The sequence below is a fragment of the Pseudomonas sp. GXZC genome, assembly GCF_026967615.1.
GTDB lineage: Bacteria > Pseudomonadota > Gammaproteobacteria > Pseudomonadales > Pseudomonadaceae > Aquipseudomonas > Aquipseudomonas azotoformans_A.
In genome coordinates this window covers 565,924-590,501 of sequence record NZ_CP114115.1, presented here as the reverse complement: position 1 = coordinate 590,501, position 24,578 = coordinate 565,924, and the positions used below count along the sequence as shown (strand labels likewise).

Here is a 24,578-nt window from a genome sequence, read left to right as displayed (position 1 = left end):
GTGATCAGATGAACATATCCACAGGGACCTTGAAGAACTCCGCCAGCCAACGAATCTGCCGAACGTTCAGCTGGCGTTTTCCACTCAGGATTTCTGAAACAACCGACTGAGCGCCGACCCCAGGCAGGTCACTTTGCGTCAAGCCATGCTCCTGCATCATTGACCGCAACACATCGACACCGCTCGCCTCAGGTATTGGCCAATGCTCTAAGTCGTAGGCCTCAACCCAGTCACCGATGATATCGACCAGCCCCATCAGCGGATGGGTTTCATCGTCCCCCACGATATCCAGCAATTCGTCGAGCGCCTCGACCAACAGATCGTAATCAGCCTCGGTTTTCGGCTTACGCAACAAGGGGGACACGAACTGCCAATGCTCGGCGACTTGCTCGATCAATACACTCATTTTTCCCATGACTCCTTCCATTTACCCTTGTCGTATTCACGATGGTTCAAAATATGCCGGATATAGAGGCGCTGCATTCGATAGCGCACGATGGCAACAAGGCGGAGCTTGTTGCCTCCGATATTGAACACATGCAGCGCCCCAACTTTATCCACAGCCGGGAAAACGGCTCTCAACGTCGCAAAATCTTCAGGGCTGATGACTTTGACCTTCCGATGCCACTCATCCAGAGCACTGGCTGAGTGAGGCCATTTTTCCTTGGCATTTCGTATTTGCTTCGCACTGATCACTCGCATGCAACATCCCTATCGCATCTTGCTATGAAGGTTATACCCGAACACTGACTATCGCAATTTGCTATAGAGCCGATCGGACCGGTGGTGCTTTGTCGAGCACGCTTTCACAGCCTAGATAGGCGCGCGCAATCGACGCGCAAAAATCTGTGAGCATATGCAACGCCGCTTCAGAACTTGATAACACCTGCGCCCGACTCCACATTGAGCTTCACTGACTGCTTTTGTTGGAGCTCCACCATGTCCGAACCTCTTGTCATTCCCTGCCCCCACTGCAACGGCCTCAACCGCATCCCCGGCGAACGCCTGGGCGATGCGCCCAAATGCGGGCGCTGCAAGCAGCCGGTTTTACTGAACAAACCGTTTGAGCTGAAGCAAGGCGACTACGCCAGCCAGGTCAAAGGCGATTTGCCGTTGCTGGTGGATGTGTGGGCCGACTGGTGTGGGCCGTGTAAATCGTTTGCACCGGTGTTCGAACAGGCGGCTGGGCAGTTGGCGGGCAAGTGCCGGTTGGCCAAGCTGGACAGCGAAGCCAATCAGCAGTTGTCGGCGCAGTGGGGGATTCGCTCGATTCCCAGCTTGATTCTGTTCAAGAACGGCCGCGAAGTGGCGCGCCAGAGTGGGGCGTTTCCGTTGCCCCAGTTGATGAGCTGGTTGCGCAGTCAGGGGGTGTGAGCCACCGGGGCTTCACGGTCCATCATCTGGCCGACCAGCAGCACGCCCAGTTCGCTCAATTGGTGGATCGCCAGTGCCACGTCGCGGTGTTCGCCGGTGAGGTCGTTGGACAGGTTGAGCAACAGGGTGCGGACGGAGGAAAAGGTTTCGTAGCTGTTGAGGACTAGGGTTTCGGTGGGGAGGTTGGGTGCCACATTGAAAAGATTAATAGACATGCATTTGTTCTCTGATAGGGCGGCCACCTTTTCGCTACTAAACGAAGGGCGGCAGCTGTACGCAGGTTAGTAGACCGGAGAACAAAGCAAAGACCGGCGCACCCGAAAGTGCCCTGCGCACAGCCACCATCAGATAGGCGATAAAACGCCATGCTTTTAGGGCGGTGTAAATGCTTTGGTCGGTTGGGCTACTAAACCCGACCACTGAGAATTCAGTGGCCCGAGAACCTTAAGAGAAGCCCATCCAGACGCACAAGCCAGCGGATTCTGGAGTACCTGTAGGCCACGTTACAAGGCTTAACCCCTATAGCCAGACCCTTCCTACACCCCCTGTAAGAAGGATCGACATCAATCACGCGTTTTCCAGCAGGTTATGCAACTCCACAAACTGCTGCGTCAGCTTATGCCGTGGGTCCAGGTGGATCAGCGGCTTGCTCTCCTGGTGCGACTCACGCATACGCACGGAACTGGCCAAGTAAACGGGCAATACCGGCAACCCCTCGGCAATCAATTCATCAAGCATCTGCTGCGGCAAACTCGCGCGGGCCTGGAATTGGTTGACCACGATGCCTTCCACTTCGAGGCCTTCGTTGTGGTCTTCCTTCAATTCTTCGATTTCCGCCAGCAGGCCATACAGCGCCTGGCGCGAGAAGCTGTCGCAATCGAAGGGGATCAGCACGCGATCAGCAGCAATCAGCGCCGAAACCGCATAAAAATTCAGAGCTGGTGGAGTATCCAGGTAGATCCGGTCGTAATCCTCGCTCAATTCATCCAGCAGCTTTCGCAGCTTGTTGATCTTGTGCTTGGCCTCAAGCTTGGGCTGCAGGTCGGCCAACTCTGCGGTCGCAGTGATGACGTGCAGGTTGTCGAACGGGGTTTCGTAGATATCCACCTTGTTCTTCTTGGAAAACGGCCCGGAAGACAGGGTTTGCTTGAAAAAATCCGCGATACCCATAGGGATATCGTCGCCGGTCAGCCCCGTGAGGTACTGGGTTGAGTTGGCTTGTGCATCGAGGTCCACCAACAGGGTTCGATAACCTTCGCTGGCGCTGACTGCCGCCAGGTTGCAGGCAATGCTGGACTTGCCAACCCCGCCTTTTTGATTGAACACCACACGCCGCATGGAAAAACCTCCGTGTATCAATGAATGTCCGAGTGTAGAGGGCAAAAGCGCCTGTTAGCTACCTCGTTCATCCATGCACTGCTGCATCACGGCCGATCGGCGACCTGCCTGTCATACGCAGCCGACAGATTAAAAAGAACGGTCCGACAATCCAATCAGTCCCCTGGTAAAGGACAATCTGTAAATCCTTTCCACTATTTTGTAATCAACCGTGCACAAATCTTTACCAAAGTTTGCTAGAACCCCACGGCACCGGGATAATGCGCGCCATTCGGCTATTGCTCCCTGTCCCGGTATTCGGGGCCAAAAGCCGCACATGGAAGCCCGCAGGGGCGGGATAACTTCTCAGTGATCAACTTCAACATCGCCCAATGGCGCGCCTGGGCTCCAGGGCTCGATAGCGTGGACGACTGGCGCGCCTGGTGCCAAGCCCCGGTGTTGCTGCCTGCCAGCGATGCCTGCCCTGATGTGTCGTTCCTGCCGGCCATGCAGCGCCGCCGTCTGAGTCGCCTGGCGCGCATGGCGTTCAGCGTGGGTTGGCCACTGGCCGAGGGTTTGCAGGACCTGCCGCTGGTGTTTGTCTCCCGGCATGGCGAGACCCCGCGCACCCTCGACATCCTCAGTGACCTGGCCAACGACCAGCCGCTGTCGCCGACCCAGTTCAGCCTGTCGGTGCACAACGCGGTGATTGGCCTGTGGTCGATCCTGCGCAATGAAACCAGCGAAATGACCGCCCTCGCCGCCGCGGGTGATGGCCTGGAACACGGCATGCTCGAAGCCGCCGCCCTGCTCAACGAAGGTGCCCCGGCCGTATTGCTGGTGATCACCGAAGAACAGCCGCCCGAGGCCTACGCCAGCTGGATTGTGGACGTGCCGTTCCCCTACGCCCTTGGCCTGCTGCTGACGCCGGGCGACGAGTGGCAGCTGGAACTGAACAGCGGCACTGTCCAACTCACTCAAACCCAGTGGCCCCACGCCCTGAACCTGCTGCGCACCCTGCTCACCGAACAGGTCGCCTGCCAACATGCCTGGAAGAACCGTGTATGGAACTGGCAACGCAAGCCCTGAACGAAAAACCCCGGGACGCCTACTACTGGCGCCTGTTCGCCACCGCCGCCAGCTTCGCGCTGTTCGGCTTCGGTGGGCTGTGCCTGCGTTTGCTGGTGTTCCCGCTGCTCAGTTGCCTGCCAGGGGACGCTGTAAAACACCGCAGCCGCGCCCGCCACACCATCAGTTGGCTGTTCTGGTTCTTCATTCGCCTGATGCAGCGCGCAGGCGTGCTCACCTACAGCGTCGAAGGCGCGGAAAACCTCGGCCGCCCAGGCCAGATGATCATCGCCAACCACCCATCGTTGATCGACGTGGTGTTCCTGATCGGCCTGGTGCGCCAGGCCAACTGCGTGGTCAAGCAGAGCCTGTGGCAGAACCCCTTCACCCGTGGGCCGGTGCGCGACGCGGGCTATATCAGCAACGACGGCAGTGCCGAAATGCTCGATGCGGCGGCGGATGCCCTGCGTGGTGGCCAGACCCTGATCATCTTTCCCGAAGGCACCCGCACCACACCCGGCGCGGCGCCTGCCTTTCATCGCGGCGGCGCCGCCATTGCGCTGCGCGGTGCGACAATCATCACCCCCGTGGTGATCAAGGTCAGCCCCACCACGCTGACCAAGGCCGAACCCTGGTATCGCATCCCAAAATGCCGCGTGCACTTCAGTTTGCGGGTGGGTGCCGATATAGAACCACAGGCGTTCGCATCAAGGGGGCCCGCGCCCCAGGCCTCACGCAAGCTCAACGATTACCTGCACCACTATTTTATTAAGGAGCTCGCCGAAGATGAGCGACCAACACCGCCTTGAGCACGACATAAAGACGCTGATCATCGAGGCCCTGGGCCTGGAAGACATCAGCGTCGACGACATCGGCAGCGAGCAGACCCTGTTCGGCGAAGGCCTCGGCCTGGATTCGGTAGACGCCCTGGAATTGGGCCTGGCGATCCAGAAAAAGTACGGTATCAAGATCGATGCCGACGCCAAGGACACCCGCAATCACTTCACCAACGTGGCCAGCCTTGCGGCGTTCGTCACGGCCAGACAGGCAGCTTGAGACCGGACCATGCAAACTCGTGACGATATTTTCAACACCTTGCGCGACGCCTTGGTGGAACTGTTTGAACTGCCGCCGGAACGCGTCACCCTTGACGCCAACCTGTACCAGGACCTGGAAATCGACAGCATCGACGCCGTCGACTTGATCGACCACATCAAGCGCCAGACTGGCAAGAAGATCGCCGCCGAAGAATTCAAGGCCGTGCGCACCGTCAACGACGTGGTTGAGGCGGTGTACCGTCTGGTCCAGCCTGCCGCATGAGCCGGCTGATCGGCCTTGGCCTGTTGTTGGCGGGGCTGCTGTACCCCTTTGCGGTGTATTACGGCACCGAACACTTCGCCCCGTGGCAATTCGGCCTGCTGCTCGGCAGTTTGTGGCTGCTGCGCGCTCTGACCGGTGCGCGACGCCCCGGCAGCCGCTGGATGGCAGTGGCGGTAATCGTTTTCTGCCTGCTACTGGCCTGGTTCGACAACCCGCACTTGCTGCGCTGGTACCCGAGCCTGGTCAGCGGGTTCATGCTGGCGTTGTTTGGCTTGAGCCTCAAATACGGCCCGCCGATGGTCGAGCGCCTGGCGCGCATGACCGATCCGGTGCTGCCCCCGCATGCCATTGTGTATACCCGCCAGGTCACCGTGGTGTGGAGCGTGTTTTTTCTGTGTAATGGCCTGCTCGCCGCCGCCCTCACCCTGTGGGCGCCGCTGAGCTGGTGGACGTTGTACAACGGCCTGATCGCCTACGGGCTGATGGGGTTGTTGTTTGCCGTGGAATGGCTGGTACGACAAAGGGTTCGAGGCCGCGTATGAATGGGTTGAAACTTGAGCACTTGCTGCTTGAGCCGCTGGAACAGCGTCCGGTCACCACCGAACCTGCAATGAATCATGCCCAACTTCGGGAACAGTCCCTGAGCCTGGCCGCAGGCCTGCAAGCGCGCGGTATCCAACGCCTGGCCGTGTACCTGGAAGACGCCGGCCTGCTGGCGATTGCCCTGCTGGGCGCCTGGCGCGCCGGGGTCAGCGTGTTGCTGCCCGCCGACCTGCAACCTCAGACCCGCCAACGCTGGGACGAGGCCGTCGATGCCTGGTTGACCGAAGCCACAGACCTGGACGCGCTGTACCAGGCGCCACTGACTGCCGCAGCACTGGACCTGGACGCCTGCCAACTGAGCCTGTGCACCTCCGGGTCCAGCGGCGAGCCCAAGCGCATCGACAAGACCCTGCGCCAGCTGGCCAACGAGGTCGAAGCCCTGGAAACGCTGTGGGGACCGGACCTTAAGGACGCCTGCATCATCGGCAGCGTCGCCACCCAGCATATCTACGGTTTGCTATTTCGTGTGTTGTGGCCGCTGTGCGCCGGCCGCACTTTCGTGCGCAAGCAACTGGCCTTCCCAGAAGACTTGCAGCGCGCCAGCCGCGAGCATGCCCGGTTCGCCTGGGTCGCCAGCCCGGCGTTGCTCAAACGCATGGGCGACAACCTCGACTGGCCGGCGCTGAGCCAGGTGTCACGGGTGTTTTCCTCTGGCGGCGCATTGCCGGTGGAAGCCGCCGGCAGCCTGTACGACCGTTTGCAACAGTGGCCCACGGAAATCCTCGGCAGTTCGGAAACCGGCGGCATCGCCTGGCGCCAGGGTGCGCAGCCTTGGCAACCGTTTGCCGACGTGCACCTGAGCCAGGACGCCGACGGCGCCTTGCGCATCGCCTCACCCTATTTGCCTGAAGGGCATATCGAACAAACCGCCGACGCTGCGCGCATCCATGCCGATGGCCGTTTCGAGTTGCTCGGGCGCCTGGATCGCATCGTCAAGCTGGAAGAAAAACGCATCTCCCTGCCCATGCTCGAACACGCATTGATGACCCACCCGTGGGTCGCGGAAACGCGTCTGGGTGTGGTGCAGGAAAACCGCGCGTCCCTTGGCGCGCTGGTGGTGCTGAGTGCTCAAGCCCTGCATGCCTTGCGCAATCAGGGCCGACGCACGCTCACCCAAACCCTGCGCCAGCACTTGAGCCAACATTGCGAAGCCCTGGCGTTGCCGCGTCGCTGGCGTTTACTGAGACAGTTGCCGCTGAACAGCCAAGGCAAACTGCCCCAGGCGCAGGTCGAAGCGCTCTTGTTGGCACCACGACCGAAAGCCCCGGAAGTACTGGAGCAGGTCGAAGCCAATGGCGAATGGACCTTGCAACTGAGCGTCCCGCCAGACCTGGCCTATTTCAGCGGGCACTTTCCGGTCACGCCAGTATTGCCGGGCGTGGTGCAGGTGGAATGGGCGTTCAACCTGGGCCAGCAACTGCTCGATTTACCGGCAACGTTTGCCGGGATGGAAGTGCTCAAGTTCCAGCAATTGGTCCGCCCCGGCGATGCAATAGAGCTGCATCTGCGCTTCGACCGGGAGCGCGGCAAGTTGTACTTCGCCTACCGCAACGGCGTCGCGGCCTGCTCCAGCGGCCGGATTTTGCTGGAGGCCGCGCATGCATAACCCCTGCGCCCTGATCCCGGTCTACAACCACGAAGCCGCCGTACCCGCCGTGGTCCGGAGTCTGTTGAACAGTGGCCTGCCCTGCCTGCTGGTGGACGATGGCAGCAGCCCGGCCTGCGCCGCCGTGCTGGCGCAACTGGCCACCTTGGAAAACGTCACCCTGCTGACCCTGCCCACCAACCAGGGCAAGGGCGGCGCCGTCATGGCCGGTTTCCGCGAGGCCGCACGCCTGGGCTTCAGCCACGCCTTGCAAGTCGACGCCGACGGCCAGCACGATCTGCGCGAAGTCGAGACCTTCCTCGACACCTCGCGCCGACACCCCGACGCCATTATCTGCGGCTACCCCGAATACGACGACAGCGTGCCCAAAGGCCGCCTGTACGCGCGCTACCTGACCCACGTGTGGGTGTGGATCAACACGCTGTCGCTGCAGATCCGCGACTCGATGTGCGGCTTTCGCGTATACCCGCTGCCCCCGGTGCTGGCGCTGATGGACTCGGCCTACATCGGAACACGCATGGATTTCGACTCCGACATCCTGGTGCGCCTGGCCTGGCGCAACCAGCCGATGCGCTGGTTGCCGACCCAGGTGCACTACCCGGCTGACGGCCTGTCGCACTTCCGGCTGTTCCGCGACAACGTACGCATCTCGGCCATGCACACCCGGTTGTTCTTCGGCATGTTGGTGCGCGCGCCGATGATCCTGTGGCGACGGTGGCAGGCATGAGCGACAGCGGCAAACACTGGGCCGACCGCGAGGAACGCGGCAGCTATTGGCTGATGAAACTCACCGCTTTCGCCGCCAAGGTCCTTGGCCGCCGCCTGTTGAGCCCGGTGCTGTACGGCATCGTGTTGTACTTCTTCCTGTTCGGCCGCACCGCGCGCCGCAGCGCCTGGCAGTACCAGCAGCGCCTGGCCGACTGGAGCGGGCGCGATGAACTGCGCCCCAGCCACTGGAAAGTCTTCGGCCAGTTCATGGCGTTTGCCGACTCGCTGCTCGACAAACTCGACGTGTGGAACGGCAAGCTGCGCCTGGAGCAGATCGAGATCAACGACCCGGCGCAATTGCGCGGGCAACTGCGTGGCGAGCGCGGGCAGATGCTGGTGGGCGCGCACCTGGGCAACCTGGAAGTGTGCCGCGCCCTCGCCGAAATAGGCGAGCAGGTCACCATGAATGTGCTGGTGCACACCAAGCACGCCGAGCAATTCAACCGCCTGCTGGGTGAAGCCGGGGCGACCCATTTGCGCCTGATCCAGGTCAGCGAGCTGGACCCGGCCACCATGCTGCTGCTCAGCCAGCGCCTGGACGACGGCGAATGGCTGGCCATTGCCGGCGACCGCGTGCCGCTGCACGGCGGGCGCACGGTGCGCGTGGATTTCCTCGGCCATGACGCCGCCTTCCCCCAAGGCCCGTGGCTGCTGGCCGGCCTGCTCAAGTGCCCGGTTAACCTGCTGATGTGCCTCAAACACAAAGGCCGCTACCACCTGAGCATTGAGCCTTTCGCTGAATTGATCGAATGGAAACGCAACACCCGCGAGCAGGTCATAGCCCTGTGGACCGCGCGCTACGCCGCACGGCTGGGCCAGTTCTGCCTGGAAGCGCCCCAACAATGGTTCAACTTTTACCCTTTCTGGAAGACCGATGACGACGCATCTTGAGCCGGTAACCTTTGGCGAACGCGCTTTGCGCATCGAAGACGTGTTGGCCCTGGCCAACCGTCAGGCGCCGACCCAATTGCAGGGCGACGCAGCGTATCGCCAGCGCATTGCCAAGGGCGCGCAGTTCCTCGACTCGCTGCTGGACAAGGAAGGCGTGATCTACGGCGTGACCACCGGCTACGGCGACTCGTGCGTAGTGGCGGTGCCGTTGCAGCACGTCGAAGCGCTGCCGCGTCATCTGTACACCTTCCACGGTTGCGGCTTGGGCAAGTTGCTCGACGCCCAGGCCACCCGCGCCGTGCTGGCGGCGCGATTGCAGTCGCTCTGTCACGGCATGTCCGGGGTGCGCGTGGAGTTACTAGAACGCCTGCAGGCGTTCCTGGAACACGACGTGCTGCCGCTGATCCCGGAAGAAGGCTCGGTGGGCGCCAGCGGTGACTTGACGCCGCTGTCCTACGTGGCCGCAACCCTGTCCGGCGAACGCGAAGTGATGTTCCGTGGCGAACGCCGCCAAGCCGCCGACGTGCACCGCGAGCTGGGTTGGGAACCGCTGGTGCTGCGCCCCAAGGAGGCCCTGGCGCTGATGAATGGCACCGCCGTGATGACCGGCCTGGCCTGCCTGGCTTTCGCCCGCGCCGACTACCTGCTGCAACTGGCCACGCGCATCACCGCGCTGAACGTGGTGGCGCTGCAAGGCAACCCGGAACACTTCGACGAGCGACTGTTCGCCGCCAAGCCGCACCCTGGGCAGATGCAAGTCGCCGCCTGGCTGCGCAAGGACCTGGCCATCGACGCGCCGACCGCGCCGTTGCATCGCCTGCAGGATCGTTACTCGCTGCGCTGCGCGCCCCACGTCCTTGGCGTGTTGGCCGACAGCCTGAACTGGCTGCGCTCGTTCATCGAGATCGAGCTGAACAGCGCCAACGACAACCCGATCATCGACGCCGAGGAAGAACGCGTGCTGCACGGTGGGCATTTCTACGGCGGGCACATCGCCTTCGCCATGGACAGCCTCAAGACCCTGGTGGCCAACGTCGCTGACCTGCTCGACCGCCAGCTCGCGTTGCTGGTGGACGTGCGCTACAACCACGGCCTGCCGAGCAACCTGTCCGGCGCGCCAGCCGACCGCGCCATGATCAACCACGGCTTCAAGGCCGTGCAGATCGGCACCAGCGCCTGGACCGCCGAAGCCTTGAAAAACACCATGCCGGCCAGCGTGTTCTCGCGCTCCACCGAGTGCCACAACCAGGACAAAGTGAGCATGGGCACCATCGCCGCCCGCGATGCGATCCGTGTACTGGAGCTGACCGAGCAGGTCGCCGCTGCCACGCTGCTCGCCGCCAACCAAGGCGTGTGGCTGCGCGCCCAGGCCGAAGATGCGCGACCGTTGCCACCCGCATTGGCAGCAATGCACGAAGAACTGGCCAAGGACTTCCCACCTGTCATCGAAGACCGCGCCCTCGAAGGCGAACTGCGCCTGTGCCTGCAACGCATTGCCGAGCAACACTGGAGGCTGCATGCGTAGCCAGGGCGTGCTGCATTGCGACACTGAAATCCTCGTGCCGTTTTTTGACGTCGACACCATGAACGTGGTGTGGCACGGGCATTACGTGAAGTACCTGGAGGTCGCGCGCTGCGCGTTGCTGGACAAGATCGGTCACAACTACACCGCGATGCTCGAATCCGGCTACGCCTGGCCGGTGATCGACATGCAGCTGCGCTACGTGCGCGGCGCGGTGTTCGGCCAGACCCTCAACGTGCGCGCCAGCCTGGTGGAGTGGGAGAACCGTTTGAAGGTCAATTACCTGATCACAGACCGAGACAGTGGCGAGCGTCTGACCCGCGCCAGCACCGTGCAAGTGGCGGTGGAAATCGCCAGTCGCGAGATGCAGTTGGCCTCACCCAAAGTATTCACCGAAGCCGTCGAAAAGGCCCTGTCATGAAATGGATCACCTTTCTGGGTGCACTGCTGCTGTCGCTGCATGCCCACGCCTTCGATCTGCAACAGCTCAGCGAGCAGTTGGCCAAACCCAGCGTGATCCACGGCAGCTTCACCCAGGAAAAACACCTGCGCGCCCTGCCCCAGCCCTTGGTCAGCAAAGGCACCTTTGTGCTGGCGAAAGACCACGGCCTGCTGTGGCTGCTGAAAACCCCATTGCAACAGGACTACCGCATCAGCGCCCAGGGCATCGCCCGCCGTGACGCCAATGGCTGGCAACTGCTGCCGAACAAGAGCGCCGGCGCCGAGCAGAATCGCCTGTTCCTAGCCGTGCTCCAGGGCGACAGCAGCGGCTTGCAGCGTGACTTCGAATTGCATCTGCAAGGCGAAGCGAAGCAGTGGAAGCTCACGCTGATCCCGCGTTCACTGTTGCTCAAGCAGGTTTTCACCCAGATCAACATCGACGGCGGCGACTTGGTGCAGACCATCGAACTGTTGGAAACCCAAGGCGACAGCACTGTTTTGCGCATGCAGGACAGCACCGCCGGCCAACCCCTGAGCGAAGCGGAGCAACACGACTTTGCCCAGTGAGCGCTGGCTGCCGCGCCTGTTCCTGATCCTGCTGGTGGCCGTGCTGGCCCTGGCCGGCTGGCAATGGCGCCATGGCGCACCGTTGTCGGCCAACCTGATGGAACTGGTGCCGGGCAACACGCCGGACGCCCTGGAGCTGCAAGCCGAACAGCGCATGCAGGAACCGTTGAACCGCGAGATGCTGGTGCTGGTGGGCCACGCCGATCGCCAGCAAGCCGTGGCCGTCGCGCAACAATTGGGCGAACGCTGGCAGGCCAGCGGGCTGTTTGAAAAAGTGCAGTGGAACCTGCAAGCCGACCTGCCGGCGCTGCGCGAGCAATTGCTGCGCGGGCGCCTGGCGATGCTCTCGGCCAAGGACCGCGAGCAGTTGATCGAACAGCCTGACGCGTTTATCCAACAGCGCGTGCAAGCGCTGTTCGATCCCTTCACCGGGTTCAGCCTGGTGCCGAGCCAGGACGACTGGCTGGGCCTTACCGGGCGCATCCAGAACAGCCAGCCGCAGCACGGCTCGGTGCAGCTGGATATCGGCAGCGGCGCGTTGATCGCCGATGCCGACGGCAAGAGCTGGGTGCTGCTGCGTGCGCGCACCACCGGCAATGCCTTCGACATGAAACTGCCGCTGCAAGTGGCGGATTTGCTCCAGGCCAGTCGCGAGCAAGCCAGCGAACACGGCGCGCAATTACTCGCCGCCAGCGGCTTGCTCTACGCCGCCAATGGTCAGCAGCAAGCCACGCGGGAAATTACTTGGGTCGGTGGCGGTGCAACCGTCGGCATCCTGTTGTTGCTGTTGCTCGCCTTCCGCCGCTGGCGGGTGTTGCTGGCCTTTGTGCCGGTGCTGGTGGGCATGCTGTTTGGCGCGGTGGCCTGCGTGGCGCTGTTCGGCCATATGCATGTGATGACGCTGGTGCTGGGCTCCAGCCTGATCGGCGTGGCGGTGGATTACCCGCTGCATTACCTGTCGAAAAGCTGGAGCATGAACCCGTGGCGCAGTTGGCCGGCGCTTCGCATCACCTTGCCGGGGTTGAGCCTGAGCCTGGCGACCAGTTGCATCGGCTACCTGGCGCTGGCCTGGACGCCGTTCCCGGCCTTGACGCAAATCGCCATCTTCTCAGCCGCCGGCCTGGTCGGTGCCTACCTGTCCGCCGTGTGCCTGCTGCCGGCGCTGCTCAAGGGCGTCGAACTGCGCCCGGCGCAATGGCCGCTGCGTGTCGCCGAATGCCTGTGGTTGGTGCGTGAGTCGCTGCTCAAACGCGTGCCGAGCCCGGTCCTATTGGCGCTGGTGCTGCTGTTTTGCGCCGGTGGCCTGTGGCACCTGAACAGCAAAAACGATATCCGCCAATGGATCGGCGCGCCGCCGCAATTGCTGCAAGAAGCGCAGGCCGTGGCGCGGATTACCGGGTTCCAACCCACCAGCCAGTTCTTCCTGGTGCGGGCGGACAACCAGCAACAGTTGCTGGAGCGTCAGAGCGCGTTGGCGCAGCGCCTGGATCAATTGGTGAACATGGACAAGCTCCAGGGCTACCTGGCACTCAATCAACTGGTCAGCCAGCCCGCCGAGCAACAGCAACTGCGTGATGCGCTGAACAACCTGCCACAACACTGGCAGCCGCTGCTGGACCTCGGCGTGCCCGCCAGCGCCCTGCAAGCCGAAGTCGCGCACCTGCAAGCGCTGCCCACCCAAGACATCGACGCCGCGCTGGCCGGCCCGATGGCCGAACCTTGGCGCACGCTGTGGCTCGGCAAGGTCGAGGGCGGCGTGGCGGCCATGGTCAGCCTGCAAGGCTTGAACAACCCCGCCTTGCTGCGTGTGCAGGCGCTGGACTTGCCGGGCGTGCAATTGGTCGACCGATTGGGTGACTTGAACCGGGTGTTCGCCGACACGCAGATCAGCGCCGCTGAATTGAAGTTGATGTCTTGCGTGCTGATCGTGTTGCTGCTGATCCTGCCGTTCGGCTTCGGCGGGGCCTTGCGCATCGTCGCCTTGCCGCTGCTGGCAGCCCTGTGCAGCCTCGCCAGCCTCGGTTGGCTCGGCCAGCCGCTGACGCTGTTCAGCCTGTTCGGCCTGCTGTTGGTCACGGCCATCAGCGTCGACTACGCGATCCTGATGCGCGAGCAAATCGGCGGTCCTGCGGTCAGTCTCTTGGGGACCTTGTTGGCAGCGGTGACGACTTGGTTGTCGTTTGGGCTGCTGGCGGTGTCCAGTACACCGGCGGTGAGCAATTTCGGCTTATCGGTCAGCCTGGGCCTGGCATTCAGCTTTATGCTGGCACCCTGGGCCGGGCAACAGAAACACGCCTTATGAATGTGATTATCGCCAATGTGGCAAGGAGCCCTCGTGCCCACAGTTGAAATGGAACGTCGCCAGGTGGTGGTGATCGGTGCCGGTCCGTCCGGGGCCATCGCCGCCGCGCTGTTAAAGCGCAAAGGGCATGAGGTATTGATCATCGAGCGCCAGCATTTCCCACGGTTCTCGATTGGCGAAAGCCTGCTGTCCCACTGCATCGACTTCATCGAAGAAGCCGGGATGCTCGACGCCGTACAGGCCGCTGGGTTCCAGGTGAAAACGGGCGCCGCGTTCGCCTGGGGCGAGCGTTACAGTGCATTTGATTTCAGTGACACCTTCAGCAACGGCAAGCCGACCACCTTCCAGGTGCAGCGCGGCGAGTTCGACAAGTTGCTGGCCGATCAAGCCGCGCTGCAAGGCGTAGAGATCCGCTACGGCGAAACCATCGTCGGCGTGGACTTCCAGGGCGAATCCCGTTACCTGCACGTACGCCGCGAGAACGGCACCGAGTACCACCTCAAGGCCAAGTTTGTGCTCGACGCCAGCGGCTATGGCCGCGTGCTGCCGCGCCTGCTGGACCTGGATCTGCCGTCCGACTTCCCCGTACGCCAGGCCGTGTTCACCCACGTCGAAGACCGCATCGAACATCCAGGTTTTGATCGCAGCAAGATTCTGGTGACCACCCATCCCACCCAGCGTGATATCTGGTTCTGGTCCATTCCGTTCAGTAACGGGCGTTGCTCGGTGGGCGTGGTCGCGGCCAAGGAGCATTTCGACGGTCGTGATGGCGACCTCGACGCCTGCCTGCGCGGCTTTATCAATGAAACCCCAAGCCTTGCCGGCGTGCTGCAAAACGCCGTGTGGGATACACCGGCGCGTACCCTCGGCGGCTACGCGGCCAACGTCAAAACCCTGCACGGGCCGGGTTTTGCCTTGCTGGGCAATGCGGCGGAATTCCTCGACCCGGTGTTTTCTTCCGGGGTGACCATCGCCATGCGTTCGGCGAGCATGGCAGCCGCTGTGTTGCACCGTCAGCTCAAGGGCGAAACCGTCGACTGGGAAAGCGAGTTCGCCGTGCCCTTGAAACGCGGCGTGGACACCTTCCGCTGTTACGTCGAGGGCTGGTATGCCGGGACGTTCCAGGATGTGATCTATCACCCGGACAGCTCGCCAGAGATTCGCCGGATGATTTGCTCGATCCTCGCCGGCTACGCGTGGGATGAGCGCAACCCGTTTGTCAGCGAGCCCAAGCGGCGGTTGCGGATGCTGTCGGAGATTTGTGCGAGTGAGCCGGTATGACTAGCCAGTACCTGAGTAAAAACTACGTCGAAGAAACCAAATTCGGCTTCTGGTTCCTGCGCAGCCACACCTGGCAGCACCATGTGCTGCGCGTGGCGATCAACGACCTGCGCAGCCTGTTTACCGACCCTTTGCCAGAGGCGCCAGTGCTGCTGGACGCCGGTTGCGGCCAGGGCAAGTCGTTCCAGTACTTGCAGCAGGTGTTCGCCCCCGAGCGCCTGATCGGCCTGGATGCCGACCCGCACAGCCTGGAGCTGAGCCGTGCAGAAGCCCAGCGCCAAGGCTTGGCCATCGAACTGATCGGCAGCGACTGCGCCACCTTGCAAGTGCCGGACGCCAGCGTCGATATCCTGTTCTGCCACCAGACCTTCCACCATCTGGTCGAGCAACACCGCGCGCTCAAGGAGTTCTACCGTGTGCTCAAGCCGGGCGGTTATCTGCTGTTTGCCGAATCCACCGAAGCCTATATCGACACGTGGGTGATCCGCTGGCTGTTCCGCCACCCGATGCATGTGCAGAAAAGCGCCGAAGAGTACCTGGAGATGCTCCGTGAGCAGGGCTTTGAATTTGGCCCGCAGAACGTCTCGTACCCGTACTTGTGGTGGAGCCGCTCCAGCGATTTCGGCCTGCTGGAACGCTGGGGCCTGCGCAAGGCGCCACCGGTGGGCCAGCGCGAGGAAACATTGGTCAACTGCGTGGCACGCAAACCGCTGACGAGTGCCGCCCCATGATGCGCATGCTGTTGATCGGTTGCCTGTTGCTGCTGAGCGCCTGCGCCAGCCAACCGCCGCTGCCGGAGAAACCCCCAACCCTGGCCTTGCCGCTGCAATTGCATGTGCAGCGCCTGGCCGACGGGCAGAGCCAGGACTGGCTGCTGGTGATCCAGCGCGAAAGCGGCGGTATTCGCTGGTCGATGATGGACCCGCTGGGCATCCCCCAGGCCCGACAAAAACTGATCGATGGCGAGTGGCAGGCCGACGGTTTGCTGCCGCCTAATCCCCAGGCGCGCGAGCTGTTTGCCGCGCTGCTGTTTGCCCTGACGTCGGCGGACGACGTGCGCGCGCTCTACCCCAGCGCCCAGGCCATGGACCTGACGCGCACCCTGCCGGGGCATTGGCAGATCGTGTATCAGTCGTCCGAGGTCTTCAGCGTGAACATGACCGGCCAGCCGTTGAGCTATCGCATCACGCCGCTCGGGGCCGCCCGATGAGCGCCTACCTCAACGCCCTGGGCGTGATCTGCGCCCTCGGCCGTGGCCAGGATGAAGTCAGCCGCAGCCTGTTTGCCGGCGACTGCTCCGGCATGCGCGCCGAAAGCGGCTGGGTGCCGGAACGCGTGTTGCCGGTGGCCGGTGTGCACGGCGAGTTGGCGACCATCCCCGCCGAACTGGGCCAGCAAAGCAGCCGCAATAACCAGTTGCTGCTGGAAGCGGCGTTGCAGATTGAAAGCGATATCCGCCAGGCGATCCACACCTACGGCGCATCGCGAGTGGGCGTGGTGCTCGGCACCAGCACCTCGGGCATCGACGAAGCCAGTCGGGGCATCGCGCATTTTCTGCGGGAACACCAGTTCCCCGGTGACTACGACTACCAGCAGCAGGAACTCAGCGCCCCGGCGAATTTCCTCGCCGACTGGCTGCAACTGAGCGGCCCGGCCTATGTGATCTCCACCGCCTGCACCTCCAGCGCCCGCGCCTTGATGAGTGCCCAGCGCCTGCTGGACCTGGGTGTGTGCGATGCGGTGATCTGCGGCGGCGTCGACAGCCTGTGCAAGCTGACCCTCAACGGTTTCAGCTCATTGGAAGCGGTGTCGAACGAGCGCTGCAATCCGTTCTCGGTGAACCGCAACGGCATCAACATCGGCGAAGCGGCCGTGCTGTTTGTGATGAGCAAGCAACCCGCGCCGATTGCCTTGCTGGGCAGCGGCGCCAGTTGCGACGCTCACCATATCTCCGCGCCCGAGCCCACCGGCAAAGGCGCATTGCAATCGATGCGCAAGGCCTTGGCCAGCGCCCGATTGCAGCCTGAGCAGATCGGCTACCTGAACCTGCACGGCACCGCCACCCAACATAACGACGCCATGGAAAGCCTGGCTGTCGCCAGCCTGTTCCCGCACGGCGTGGCCTGCTCATCGACCAAACCCATGAGCGGTCACACCCTGGGCGCAGCCGGGGCGCTGGAAGCGGCGTTCTGTTGGTTGAGCCTGGCTCACAATCGCGTGCCGCCCCACGTGTGGGACGGCCAGGCCGACCCGGCCCTGCCCGCCTTGCAGTGGGCGCAGGCCTCGGAAGCCCTGGGAAAGCGCTGCCTGATGAGCAATTCATTTGCCTTCGGCGGCAACAACGTCAGCCTGATTATCGGAGAGGCCCCATGATTGCTTGGCCACTCGCTGAACTGCTGCCCCATGCGGGCGACATGATCCTGATCGACCAGGTGCTGTCGTTCGATGAAGAGCAGATCCACACCCGCGCCACGGTCAAACCCGGCGGCCTGTTCAACCGCCCGGACGGCAGCCTGCCGGCCTGGGTCGGCATCGAGCTGATGGCACAAAGCGTCGCCGCCTACGCCGGTTGCCGCGCGCGCCAGAAAGGCGAAGCGGTGGAACTGGGCTTCCTGCTCGGCACACGTAAGTTCGAGTGCAACGTGGAGCACTTCCCGGCGGGCGCCGAGCTGGCGATCCACGGGCTGCGCTCCCTGGAAGACGACAACGGCATGGGTGTGTTCGAATGCCACCTGATCGGCGACGGGATCCAGGCCAGCGCCCGCTTGAATGTATTTCGACCGCCCCAGGCGGCCAACTATTTAGATGAATCGAAGGACGTAACGCCATGACTGAATCCGTACTGGTCACCGGCTCCAGCCGTGGCATCGGCCGCGCCATCGCCCTGCGCCTGGCCCAGGCCGGGCATGACATCGTGCTGCATTGTCGCAGCGGCCGTAGCGACGCCGATGCGGTGCAGGTCGAGGTTGAAGCCCTAGGCCGCAAGGCGCGGGTGCTGCAATTCGATGTCGCGGATCGGGCTGCGTGCAAGGAAATCCTCGACGCTGACGTCGAGCAACACGGCGCTTATTACGGCGTGGTGCTCAACGCCGGCCTGACCCGTGACGGCGCCTTCCCGGCCCTGTCGGAAGACGATTGGGACGTGGTGATGCGCACCAACCTCGACGGTTTCTACAACGTGCTGCACCCGGTGATGATGCCGATGATTCGTCGTCGCGCGGCTGGGCGCATCGTGTGCATCACCTCGGTTTCCGGACTGATCGGCAACCGCGGCCAAGTCAACTACAGCGCCTCCAAAGCCGGCCTGATTGGCGCAGCCAAGGCCCTGGCCATTGAGCTGGGCAAGCGCAAGATCACCGTCAACTGCGTCGCCCCCGGCTTGATCGACACCGCCATGCTGGATGAAAACGTGCCGGTGGAAGAACTGATGAAGATGATCCCGGCGCAGCGCATGGGCACGCCGGAAGAGGTGGCCGGTGCGGTGAACTTCCTGATGTCGGCCGAAGCCGGTTACATCACGCGCCAGGTCTTGGCCGTGAATGGAGGCCTGTGCTGATGAAACGCGTCGTAGTGACCGGCATGGCCGGCATGACTTCCCTGGGCGGCGATTGGGCGACCATTTCCGCCAACTTCCGCGCCAACCGCAGCGGCATCCGGCGCATGGACGAGTGGGACCGTTTTACCGAACTGAACACGCGCCTGGCCGGGCCGATCGACGATTTTGTCGTGCCCGCGCACTGGACGCGCAAGCAACTGCGCAGCATGGGCCGGGTCTCGCGCCTGGCAGTGTGGGCGGCCGAGCAGGCGTTGCAGGACGCGGGCTTGCTGGGCGACGAGTCGATCAAGGACGGGCGCATGGGCGTGGCCTGCGGCTCGTCTACCGGCAGCACTGACGAGATCAAGGCGTTCGGCAACATGCTGCTGAACTCGGTGGCCGAGGGGCTGAATGCCAACTCCTATGTGCGCATGATGCCGCACACTACGGCGGCGAATATCAGCATCTTCTTTGGCCTGACCGGGCGGCTGATCCCTACATCAAGCGCTTGCACCAGCGGCAGCCAGGGCATTGGTTATGCCTATGAGGCGATCAAGTTCGGCCGTCTGCCGCTGATGCTCGCCGGTGGCGCCGAGGAGTTGTGCCCCACCGAAGCCATGGTGTTTGACGCGCTCTACGCCACCAGCCTGAAAAACGACGCGCCGCAGACCAGCCCACGCCCCTACGACAGCGGCCGCGACGGCCTGGTGATCGGCGAAGGCGGCGGCATGCTGGTGCTTGAAGAACTGGAACACGCGTTGGCCCGTGGTGCGCATATCCACGCCGAGCTGGTCGGTTTTGGCAGCAATGCCGACGGCCAGCACACCACCCGCCCGGAACAGAAAACCATGCGCCGCGCCATGGAACTGGCCCTGGAAGATGCCGGACTGGAGCCCTCCGCTATCGGCTACGTGAACGGGCATGGCACCGCCACCGACCAAGGCGATATCGCCGAAACGCTGGCGACCAGCAGCCTGTTCGGCAGCCGCATGCCTATCAGCTCGCAGAAGAGTTTCCTCGGTCACACCTTGGGCGCGTGCGGCGCGCTGGAGTCGTGGTTCAGCATCGAGATGATGAACCGCAACCAGTACGTGCACACCTTCAACCTGGACTCCGTCGACCCGCAATGCGGCGAGCTGGATTACCTGCAAGGTGAGTTCCGCGAGATGCACCACGACTACGTGATGAACAACAACTTTGCCTTTGGCGGCGTCAACACCTCGCTGATCTTCCGCCGCTGGTCCTGACTTTTAAATCGATTGGAGAATACGGAATGTCTTCCTTGCTGCGCGTCACCTTGATCACCCTGGCCCTGTTGGTCACCGCCGGTTGTACCAACAAGCCGATCCTCAATACCCAGCACGACCTGCCGGCCGATGCCCAGGTCAGCGAAGAAAAAATGAAAACGGTGATCGTCAACGCCCTGCAAAAGCGCGAATGGACGGTACAACGCCTGAGCCCGCAACTGGTGCAAGCCGAAATCAACGTGCGTAACCAGTACTACGCAGCCATCGACATCCGCTACACCCGCAACAGCTACGCCATCACCTACCGCGACAGCCGCGACCTGGGCTACAAGGACGGCAAGATCCATCGCAACTACAACCGCTGGGTGAACAACCTGGATAGCGACATCATGGCGGGGTTGCGCAGCAATGGCGTGAATGAGGCGGGGTCGGCGGCGCAGTTGTTTGAACAAACCGGCACCACCAAGTAAAACGAATTCAGGCTCTACAGAAACGACAAAGGGCGCCTTTCGGCGCCCTCTTCACAAACAGGTTGGCTTGTCATCGCCGCTTCCTGCCTGGCTCTGCGATTGCTGGTTGCCCAGGATCCTCAGAGTCTCACAAGCCCCTTTCGGGAACGTGGGCAGTATGCCTGAAATCAACTTTTCGGCAACCTGTGGCAAAGTGCCGTTCATCCTTCAGCGCAACCCCAGCGCACTGCGCACCGCTGCCTTTATCGCTAGAAGCTGATCAGAAGTGAGCTCAGCGATTTTGTAAGTTCGTTTGCCATGACGATCTTTGCTTTTGATTCGGTCAAGCCGGCCCAAGCTGACGGTTGCCACAATGTCACATTTCGCCCAACAGATAGGGCTCGCTCCTTGAAGATGACTATCAAGCTGGCAGTGGTGATCCAGAACCGTCTGCGGCGCAGTAGTACTCAACGGCACAACCGTCACCAGCAACTTATTGGTTCGGTGCTTACGTATCACAATGACCGGGCGGATTTTTATAATTTCCGGGACCTCATAGCCTCGAAAATCACAAATCAACACGCTGCCCTCCTTGGGCTGATAGAGAAGTGCCATCCATATCACTCGCTTGAAAAGAAGCAATTCTGCGCAACTTTCCGGCGAATCACTAAGCCGGTTGCGTTACCTGATATGTGACAGTGCCTACACAATGGCCTTGCGCGTCAACAACTCCACAAACGCCTCTGCCATCGGCGTCTGCGCGCCCTTGCGTTGCACCAGCCACACCGCCGTCATCGCCTCCTGGTCCAGCAACGTGCGATAGACCACGCCATCAATGCGTATGCGCTGGTATGACGCCGGGAGCACCGATACACCCAAACCCGCCGCCACCAGGCCGATGATGGTCATCGCCTCCCCGGCCTCCTGGGCAAAGTGCGGGCTGAAGCCGGCATCACGCGCCAGGCTGAGCAACTGGGCATAGAGGCCACTGCCGTAGGTGCGCGGGAAAAATACGAACGGCTCCTGCGCCAGTTGCGCCAGGTGCAAGCCCCGTTCACTGCCCTCCACCAAAGGATGGCCGGCATTCAACACAGCGACCAAGGGTTCGCGCATCAACTCGACCACACTCAGCGAATCCGGCAATGGCAGCGGCCGCATCAGCCCTACCTGAATCGACTCATCCACCAGCGACTCGGCCACTTCAGTACTGCTCATCTCCTGCAGGTTCAGATGCACCGCCGGGAACGCCTGGCGAAACGAAAAGATCGCCTGGGGAATGCTGGAGTTGAACGGCGCCGACGAGGTGAAGCCAATCTTCAATTCGCCCAGTTCACCCAACTGCGCCCGGCGCGCTACGTCCGCCGCCTTGTCGACCTGTGCCAGCACCAACCGCGCCTCGTGCAGGAACAACCGCCCCGCCTCGCTCAGCTCGACCCGACGATTGGTACGCTCAAACAGCCGCGCCCCCACTTCCTGCTCCAGCGCCTGGATCTGCTGGCTCAGCGGCGGTTGCGAGATGCCCAGCACCTGCGCGGCTCGGCCGAAATGCAGTTCTTCGGCGACGGCGATGAAGTACCGCAAGTGACGCAATTCCATGGGAGCCTCATTAGGTCGTCAAAGCTATCAAACAGGTCGAACAATATATTGGAAAGAATCATTAGGGAGCTATATTCTTTTTTGCATTGCCTGTCCTGGCACGCTCTTCCTCCCCGAGGTCCCCTTGAAAGCTGCTGTCGCTCCACTCGCTCAAGACGTCCCGCCCACCGCCCTGGATGAGGTGGTGGCCCAGCTCAATGACGAGTTCATCGAAAAAGGCACGCCGATGTTCATGCGTACGGTTCTGGCGCTGTTCTCCGGTGGTTTCGCCACCTTTGCGCTGCTGTATTGCGTGCAGCCGATGATGCCGGCGCTGTCCCAGGAGTTTTCCATCAATGCGGCACAAAGCAGCCTGATCCTGTCGGTGGCCACGGCGATGCTGGCATTCGGCTTGCTGATCACCGGGCCGATTTCCGACCGCCTGGGGCGCAAGCCGGTGATGGTCTCCGCGCTGTTCTGCGCCGCATTAGCCACCATCGCCAGCGGTCTGATGCCGACCTGGGAAGGCATCCTGCTGATGCGTGCACTGGTGGGCTTGTCACTGAGTGGCCTGGCTGCCGTGGCCATGACCTACCTGAGCGAGGAGATCCACCCGCAGCACATCGGCCTGGCCATGGGTTTGTACATCGGCGGCAACGCGATTGGCGGTATGAGCGGGCGCCTGATCATCGGCGTGTTGATCGACTTCGTCAGCTGGCACACCGCCATGCTGATCATCGGCGCCCTGGCGCTGATTGCCGCCACGGTGTTCTGGAAAATCCTCCCCGAATCGCGCAACTTCCGCGCCACCAGCCTCAAGCCGCGCAGCCTGGTGGATGGCTTCGTCATGCACTTCAAGGACGCAGGCCTGCCGTGGCTGTTCCTCGAAGCGTTCCTGCTGATGGGTGCGTTCGTGACCATGTTCAACTACATCGGCTATCGCCTGCTGGCCGATCCCTACGACCTCAGCCAAGCGGTGGTCGGCCTGCTGTCGCTGGTGTACCTCTCGGGTATCTACAGCTCGGCGAAAATCGGCTCCCTGGCCGACCGCCTCGGACGCCGTCGCGTGCTGTGGGGCACCATCGTGCTGATGCTGGCCGGTATGGCCCTGACCCTGTTCACCCCACTGTGGCTGGTGGTACCGGGCATGCTGATCTTCACCTTCGGCTTCTTCGGCGCCCACTCGGTGGCCAGCAGCTGGATCGGCCGCCGCGCGGTGAAAGCCAAGGGGCAGGCGTCGTCGCTGTACCTGTTCTGCTACTACGTGGGGTCGAGTATTGCGGGAACGGCAGGCGGGTTCTTCTGGCACTTTGCCGGATGGAATGGGATTGGGGCGTTCATCATCGCGCTGCTGATCGGCGCGTTGCTGGTGGCGTTGAAGTTGGCGAAGTTGCCGCCGTTGGGGCAAGCGAAGGCCTGAGTTTCTCTGGCTTTTAATGTGGGAGGGGGCTTGCCCCCGATGAGGGTAGATCAGTCATAGTTGTACTGACTGGTACACCGCCATCGGGGGCAAGCCCCCTCCCACATTTGTTTTGCGTGTTATTCGTGATACTGCGCCGACAACTCATGCACCGCACGCAGGAACGCGCCGGCATGCTCCGGATTCACTTCCGGGGTGATGCCATGGCCGAGGTTGAACACGTGCCCAGTGCCTTTGCCGTAGCTGGCGAGGATGCGGCCGACTTCGCTGCGGATCGCTTCCGGCTTGGCATACAGCACGGTCGGGTCCATGTTGCCTTGCAGCGCGACGCGGTTGCCCACGCGCTGGCGGGCTTCGCCAATATCGCAGGTCCAGTCCAGGCCCAGCGCATCGGCACCGGCGTCGGCAATGCTTTCCAGCCAAAGGCCGCCGCCCTTGGTGAACATGATGACCGGCACTTTGCGGCCTTCGTGTTCGCGGATCAGGCCGCTGACGATTTTGCGCATGTAGGCCAGGGAGAACTCCTGGTACGCCGCCGCCGACAGGTTGCCGCCCCAGGTGTCGAAAATCTGCACCGCTTGCGCACCGGCCATGATCTGGCCGTTGAGGTAGGCGGTGACCGACTGCGCCAGCTTGTCCAGCAGCAGGTGCATGGCTTGTGGGTTGTCGTAGAGCATGGCCTTGGTCTTGCGGAAGTCTTTCGACGAGCCGCCTTCGACCATGTAGGTGGCCAGGGTCCACGGGCTGCCGGAGAAGCCAATCAGCGGCACACGGCCGTTAAGCTCGCGGCGGATGGTGCTGACGGCGTCCATCACGTAACCGAGGTCTTTGTGCGGATCGGGGATCGGCAAGGCTTCGATATCGGCCAGGGTGCTGACGACCTTCTTGAAACGCGGGCCTTCGCCGGTTTCAAAGTACAGGCCTTGGCCCATGGCGTCAGGGATGGTGAGGATGTCGGAGAAGAGGATAGCCGCGTCCAGTTGTGGGTAGCGGTCCAGCGGCTGCATCGTGACTTCGCAGGCGAACTCCGGGTTCATGCACAGGCTCATGAAGTCGCCGGCGTTGGCGCGACTGGCACGGTATTCCGGCAGGTAGCGACCGGCCTGGCGCATCATCCACACAGGGGTGACGTCCACGGGTTGCTTGAGCAGGGCACGAAGGAAACGGTCGTTCTTGAGGGCAGTCATGTCGGCATCCGCAAAAAAAGTGCGGGCATTTTCTCAGAGCCAGACGCAAAAGGCACGGTATGAGCCGTGCCTTTTGTCTATCGGGTCAATTTGTCGCGGGTATCA

At 62.4% G+C, this 24,578-nt stretch carries 29 protein-coding genes; 22 read left to right on the top strand and 7 right to left on the bottom strand.

The genetic code is table 11. The features are described from left to right. Positions 1-4: 4 nt before the first annotated feature. Positions 5-406, bottom strand: coding sequence for a helix-turn-helix domain-containing protein (locus tag OZ428_RS02860; protein WP_016979222.1), 402 nt, complete (start codon positions 404-406; stop codon positions 5-7). Next, positions 403-702 (bottom strand): type II toxin-antitoxin system HigB family toxin, encoded by a 300-nt coding sequence (locus OZ428_RS02855; protein ID WP_269132641.1) that lies wholly within the window; start codon positions 700-702, stop codon positions 403-405. The genes OZ428_RS02860 and OZ428_RS02855 overlap by 4 nt, the downstream gene beginning before the upstream one ends. 237 nt (positions 703-939) lie before the next feature. On the opposite strand from OZ428_RS02855, the gene trxC reads away from it, so the two are divergent. Then, the gene (trxC, locus tag OZ428_RS02850; RefSeq protein WP_269132640.1) at positions 940-1,374 is read left to right on the top strand and encodes a thioredoxin TrxC; all 435 of its coding nucleotides are present in this window, start codon (positions 940-942) and stop codon (positions 1,372-1,374) included. Here trxC and OZ428_RS02845 read toward each other — a convergent pair. After that, positions 1,362-1,589, bottom strand: a complete 228-nt coding sequence (locus OZ428_RS02845; protein WP_038846472.1) for a DUF6124 family protein — start codon at positions 1,587-1,589, stop codon at positions 1,362-1,364. The two genes, trxC and OZ428_RS02845, sit on opposite strands and share 13 nt — an antisense overlap. A gap of 352 nt (positions 1,590-1,941) precedes the next feature. Beyond that, positions 1,942-2,712, bottom strand: a complete 771-nt coding sequence (locus OZ428_RS02840; RefSeq protein ID WP_071497136.1) for a ParA family protein — start codon at positions 2,710-2,712, stop codon at positions 1,942-1,944. 348 nt (positions 2,713-3,060) lie between these two features. Between OZ428_RS02840 and OZ428_RS02835 the strand changes: the two genes are divergently transcribed. Genes OZ428_RS02835 through OZ428_RS02740 form a run of 20 tightly spaced genes read left to right on the top strand, consistent with a single transcriptional unit; the run spans position 3,061 to position 20,312 of the window. Beyond that, the gene (locus tag OZ428_RS02835) at positions 3,061-3,780 is read left to right on the top strand and encodes a beta-ketoacyl synthase chain length factor (protein WP_269132638.1); all 720 of its coding nucleotides are present in this window, start codon (positions 3,061-3,063) and stop codon (positions 3,778-3,780) included. Beyond that, on the top strand, positions 3,756-4,568 hold the full coding sequence (locus tag OZ428_RS02830) for a lysophospholipid acyltransferase family protein (RefSeq protein WP_269132637.1): 813 nt from the start codon (positions 3,756-3,758) through the stop codon (positions 4,566-4,568). Before OZ428_RS02835 ends, OZ428_RS02830 begins: the two co-directional genes overlap by 25 nt. Then, positions 4,546-4,815, top strand: a complete 270-nt coding sequence (locus tag OZ428_RS02825) for a phosphopantetheine-binding protein (RefSeq protein WP_014716603.1) — start codon at positions 4,546-4,548, stop codon at positions 4,813-4,815. Before OZ428_RS02830 ends, OZ428_RS02825 begins: the two co-directional genes overlap by 23 nt. Positions 4,816-4,824: 9 nt before the next feature. After that, positions 4,825-5,079 (top strand): acyl carrier protein, encoded by a 255-nt coding sequence (locus OZ428_RS02820; protein WP_003187949.1) that lies wholly within the window; start codon positions 4,825-4,827, stop codon positions 5,077-5,079. After that, positions 5,076-5,621 carry a hypothetical protein gene (locus OZ428_RS02815; protein ID WP_177074583.1) on the top strand — a complete coding sequence of 182 codons (546 nt, stop codon included), beginning with the start codon at positions 5,076-5,078 and terminating at the stop codon, positions 5,619-5,621. Before OZ428_RS02820 ends, OZ428_RS02815 begins: the two co-directional genes overlap by 4 nt. After that, entirely contained in the window at positions 5,618-7,288 is a 1,671-nt protein-coding gene (locus OZ428_RS02810) for an acyl-CoA synthetase family protein (RefSeq protein ID WP_269132635.1), read from the top strand. The genes OZ428_RS02815 and OZ428_RS02810 overlap by 4 nt, the downstream gene beginning before the upstream one ends. Next, positions 7,281-8,015 carry a glycosyltransferase family 2 protein gene (locus tag OZ428_RS02805; RefSeq protein WP_269132634.1) on the top strand — a complete coding sequence of 245 codons (735 nt, stop codon included), beginning with the start codon at positions 7,281-7,283 and terminating at the stop codon, positions 8,013-8,015. Before OZ428_RS02810 ends, OZ428_RS02805 begins: the two co-directional genes overlap by 8 nt. Continuing rightward, a complete protein-coding gene (locus OZ428_RS02800) occupies positions 8,012-8,947 on the top strand; it encodes an LpxL/LpxP family acyltransferase (RefSeq protein ID WP_269132633.1) in 936 nt (311 codons plus the stop codon). Before OZ428_RS02805 ends, OZ428_RS02800 begins: the two co-directional genes overlap by 4 nt. After that, positions 8,931-10,472, top strand: a complete 1,542-nt coding sequence (locus tag OZ428_RS02795) for an HAL/PAL/TAL family ammonia-lyase (RefSeq protein WP_269132632.1) — start codon at positions 8,931-8,933, stop codon at positions 10,470-10,472. Before OZ428_RS02800 ends, OZ428_RS02795 begins: the two co-directional genes overlap by 17 nt. After that, positions 10,465-10,890, top strand: a complete 426-nt coding sequence (locus OZ428_RS02790) for an acyl-CoA thioesterase (RefSeq protein ID WP_061435011.1) — start codon at positions 10,465-10,467, stop codon at positions 10,888-10,890. The genes OZ428_RS02795 and OZ428_RS02790 overlap by 8 nt, the downstream gene beginning before the upstream one ends. Then, complete coding sequence (locus OZ428_RS02785) at positions 10,887-11,477, top strand: outer membrane lipoprotein carrier protein LolA (protein ID WP_269132631.1); 591 nt, start codon at positions 10,887-10,889, stop codon at positions 11,475-11,477. The genes OZ428_RS02790 and OZ428_RS02785 overlap by 4 nt, the downstream gene beginning before the upstream one ends. Further along, positions 11,467-13,779, top strand: coding sequence for an MMPL family transporter (locus tag OZ428_RS02780; protein WP_269132630.1), 2,313 nt, complete (start codon positions 11,467-11,469; stop codon positions 13,777-13,779). The genes OZ428_RS02785 and OZ428_RS02780 overlap by 11 nt, the downstream gene beginning before the upstream one ends. A 33-nt stretch (positions 13,780-13,812) precedes the next feature. After that, positions 13,813-15,060 (top strand): NAD(P)/FAD-dependent oxidoreductase, encoded by a 1,248-nt coding sequence (locus OZ428_RS02775; RefSeq protein ID WP_269132629.1) that lies wholly within the window; start codon positions 13,813-13,815, stop codon positions 15,058-15,060. Next, positions 15,057-15,791: a class I SAM-dependent methyltransferase gene (locus tag OZ428_RS02770; RefSeq protein ID WP_269132628.1), complete on the top strand. Its 735-nt coding sequence runs from the start codon at positions 15,057-15,059 to the stop codon at positions 15,789-15,791. Before OZ428_RS02775 ends, OZ428_RS02770 begins: the two co-directional genes overlap by 4 nt. Then, complete coding sequence (locus tag OZ428_RS02765) at positions 15,788-16,270, top strand: hypothetical protein (protein ID WP_269132627.1); 483 nt, start codon at positions 15,788-15,790, stop codon at positions 16,268-16,270. The genes OZ428_RS02770 and OZ428_RS02765 overlap by 4 nt, the downstream gene beginning before the upstream one ends. Beyond that, entirely contained in the window at positions 16,267-17,433 is a 1,167-nt protein-coding gene (locus OZ428_RS02760) for a beta-ketoacyl-[acyl-carrier-protein] synthase family protein (RefSeq protein ID WP_269132626.1), read from the top strand. Before OZ428_RS02765 ends, OZ428_RS02760 begins: the two co-directional genes overlap by 4 nt. Continuing rightward, positions 17,430-17,891: a hotdog family protein gene (locus OZ428_RS02755; protein ID WP_269132625.1), complete on the top strand. Its 462-nt coding sequence runs from the start codon at positions 17,430-17,432 to the stop codon at positions 17,889-17,891. Before OZ428_RS02760 ends, OZ428_RS02755 begins: the two co-directional genes overlap by 4 nt. Continuing rightward, a complete protein-coding gene (gene fabG / locus OZ428_RS02750) occupies positions 17,888-18,616 on the top strand; it encodes a 3-oxoacyl-ACP reductase FabG (RefSeq protein WP_269132624.1) in 729 nt (242 codons plus the stop codon). Before OZ428_RS02755 ends, fabG begins: the two co-directional genes overlap by 4 nt. Beyond that, positions 18,616-19,842, top strand: a complete 1,227-nt coding sequence (locus tag OZ428_RS02745; protein ID WP_033897771.1) for a beta-ketoacyl-ACP synthase — start codon at positions 18,616-18,618, stop codon at positions 19,840-19,842. Before fabG ends, OZ428_RS02745 begins: the two co-directional genes overlap by 1 nt. 26 nt (positions 19,843-19,868) lie before the next feature. After that, positions 19,869-20,312 carry a hypothetical protein gene (locus OZ428_RS02740; protein ID WP_061435000.1) on the top strand — a complete coding sequence of 148 codons (444 nt, stop codon included), beginning with the start codon at positions 19,869-19,871 and terminating at the stop codon, positions 20,310-20,312. Positions 20,313-20,519: 207 nt separating this feature from the next. Here the strand turns inward: OZ428_RS02740 and OZ428_RS02735 are convergent, their stop codons facing one another. Both OZ428_RS02735 and OZ428_RS02730 read right to left on the bottom strand, forming a co-directional pair. Beyond that, positions 20,520-20,906, bottom strand: a complete 387-nt coding sequence (locus OZ428_RS02735; RefSeq protein ID WP_028615429.1) for a type II toxin-antitoxin system PemK/MazF family toxin — start codon at positions 20,904-20,906, stop codon at positions 20,520-20,522. A gap of 87 nt (positions 20,907-20,993) precedes the next feature. Next, a complete protein-coding gene (locus tag OZ428_RS02730) occupies positions 20,994-21,887 on the bottom strand; it encodes a LysR family transcriptional regulator (protein ID WP_269132623.1) in 894 nt (297 codons plus the stop codon). A gap of 172 nt (positions 21,888-22,059) precedes the next feature. Between OZ428_RS02730 and OZ428_RS02725 the strand changes: the two genes are divergently transcribed. Further along, a complete protein-coding gene (locus tag OZ428_RS02725) occupies positions 22,060-23,286 on the top strand; it encodes an MFS transporter (RefSeq protein WP_442964830.1) in 1,227 nt (408 codons plus the stop codon). A 119-nt stretch (positions 23,287-23,405) separates the two neighbouring features. On the opposite strand, the gene hemE is transcribed toward OZ428_RS02725, so the two are convergent. Next, a complete protein-coding gene (gene hemE / locus OZ428_RS02720; protein ID WP_033897765.1) occupies positions 23,406-24,473 on the bottom strand; it encodes a uroporphyrinogen decarboxylase in 1,068 nt (355 codons plus the stop codon). Positions 24,474-24,578: the final 105 nt, after the last annotated feature.

Bases quoted from the DNA above. Each gene is read 5' to 3' on its own strand.
- OZ428_RS02860 (WP_016979222.1), bottom strand. From the start codon at position 406: ATGAGTGTATTGATCGAGCAAGTCGCCGAGCATTGGCAGTTCGTGTCC.
- OZ428_RS02855 (WP_269132641.1), bottom strand. From the start codon at position 702: ATGCGAGTGATCAGTGCGAAGCAAATACGAAATGCCAAGGAAAAATGG.
- trxC (WP_269132640.1), top strand. From the start codon at position 940: ATGTCCGAACCTCTTGTCATTCCCTGCCCCCACTGCAACGGCCTCAAC.
- OZ428_RS02845 (WP_038846472.1), bottom strand. From the start codon at position 1,589: ATGTCTATTAATCTTTTCAATGTGGCACCCAACCTCCCCACCGAAACC.
- OZ428_RS02840 (WP_071497136.1), bottom strand. From the start codon at position 2,712: ATGCGGCGTGTGGTGTTCAATCAAAAAGGCGGGGTTGGCAAGTCCAGC.
- OZ428_RS02830 (WP_269132637.1), top strand. From the start codon at position 3,756: ATGGAACTGGCAACGCAAGCCCTGAACGAAAAACCCCGGGACGCCTAC.
- OZ428_RS02825 (WP_014716603.1), top strand. From the start codon at position 4,546: ATGAGCGACCAACACCGCCTTGAGCACGACATAAAGACGCTGATCATC.
- OZ428_RS02820 (WP_003187949.1), top strand. From the start codon at position 4,825: ATGCAAACTCGTGACGATATTTTCAACACCTTGCGCGACGCCTTGGTG.
- OZ428_RS02815 (WP_177074583.1), top strand. From the start codon at position 5,076: ATGAGCCGGCTGATCGGCCTTGGCCTGTTGTTGGCGGGGCTGCTGTAC.
- OZ428_RS02810 (WP_269132635.1), top strand. From the start codon at position 5,618: ATGAATGGGTTGAAACTTGAGCACTTGCTGCTTGAGCCGCTGGAACAG.
- OZ428_RS02805 (WP_269132634.1), top strand. From the start codon at position 7,281: ATGCATAACCCCTGCGCCCTGATCCCGGTCTACAACCACGAAGCCGCC.
- OZ428_RS02800 (WP_269132633.1), top strand. From the start codon at position 8,012: ATGAGCGACAGCGGCAAACACTGGGCCGACCGCGAGGAACGCGGCAGC.
- OZ428_RS02795 (WP_269132632.1), top strand. From the start codon at position 8,931: ATGACGACGCATCTTGAGCCGGTAACCTTTGGCGAACGCGCTTTGCGC.
- OZ428_RS02790 (WP_061435011.1), top strand. From the start codon at position 10,465: ATGCGTAGCCAGGGCGTGCTGCATTGCGACACTGAAATCCTCGTGCCG.
- OZ428_RS02785 (WP_269132631.1), top strand. From the start codon at position 10,887: ATGAAATGGATCACCTTTCTGGGTGCACTGCTGCTGTCGCTGCATGCC.
- OZ428_RS02770 (WP_269132628.1), top strand. From the start codon at position 15,057: ATGACTAGCCAGTACCTGAGTAAAAACTACGTCGAAGAAACCAAATTC.
- OZ428_RS02765 (WP_269132627.1), top strand. From the start codon at position 15,788: ATGATGCGCATGCTGTTGATCGGTTGCCTGTTGCTGCTGAGCGCCTGC.
- OZ428_RS02760 (WP_269132626.1), top strand. From the start codon at position 16,267: ATGAGCGCCTACCTCAACGCCCTGGGCGTGATCTGCGCCCTCGGCCGT.
- OZ428_RS02755 (WP_269132625.1), top strand. From the start codon at position 17,430: ATGATTGCTTGGCCACTCGCTGAACTGCTGCCCCATGCGGGCGACATG.
- fabG (WP_269132624.1), top strand. From the start codon at position 17,888: ATGACTGAATCCGTACTGGTCACCGGCTCCAGCCGTGGCATCGGCCGC.
- OZ428_RS02745 (WP_033897771.1), top strand. From the start codon at position 18,616: ATGAAACGCGTCGTAGTGACCGGCATGGCCGGCATGACTTCCCTGGGC.
- OZ428_RS02740 (WP_061435000.1), top strand. From the start codon at position 19,869: ATGTCTTCCTTGCTGCGCGTCACCTTGATCACCCTGGCCCTGTTGGTC.
- OZ428_RS02735 (WP_028615429.1), bottom strand. From the start codon at position 20,906: ATGGCACTTCTCTATCAGCCCAAGGAGGGCAGCGTGTTGATTTGTGAT.
- OZ428_RS02730 (WP_269132623.1), bottom strand. From the start codon at position 21,887: ATGGAATTGCGTCACTTGCGGTACTTCATCGCCGTCGCCGAAGAACTG.
- hemE (WP_033897765.1), bottom strand. From the start codon at position 24,473: ATGACTGCCCTCAAGAACGACCGTTTCCTTCGTGCCCTGCTCAAGCAA.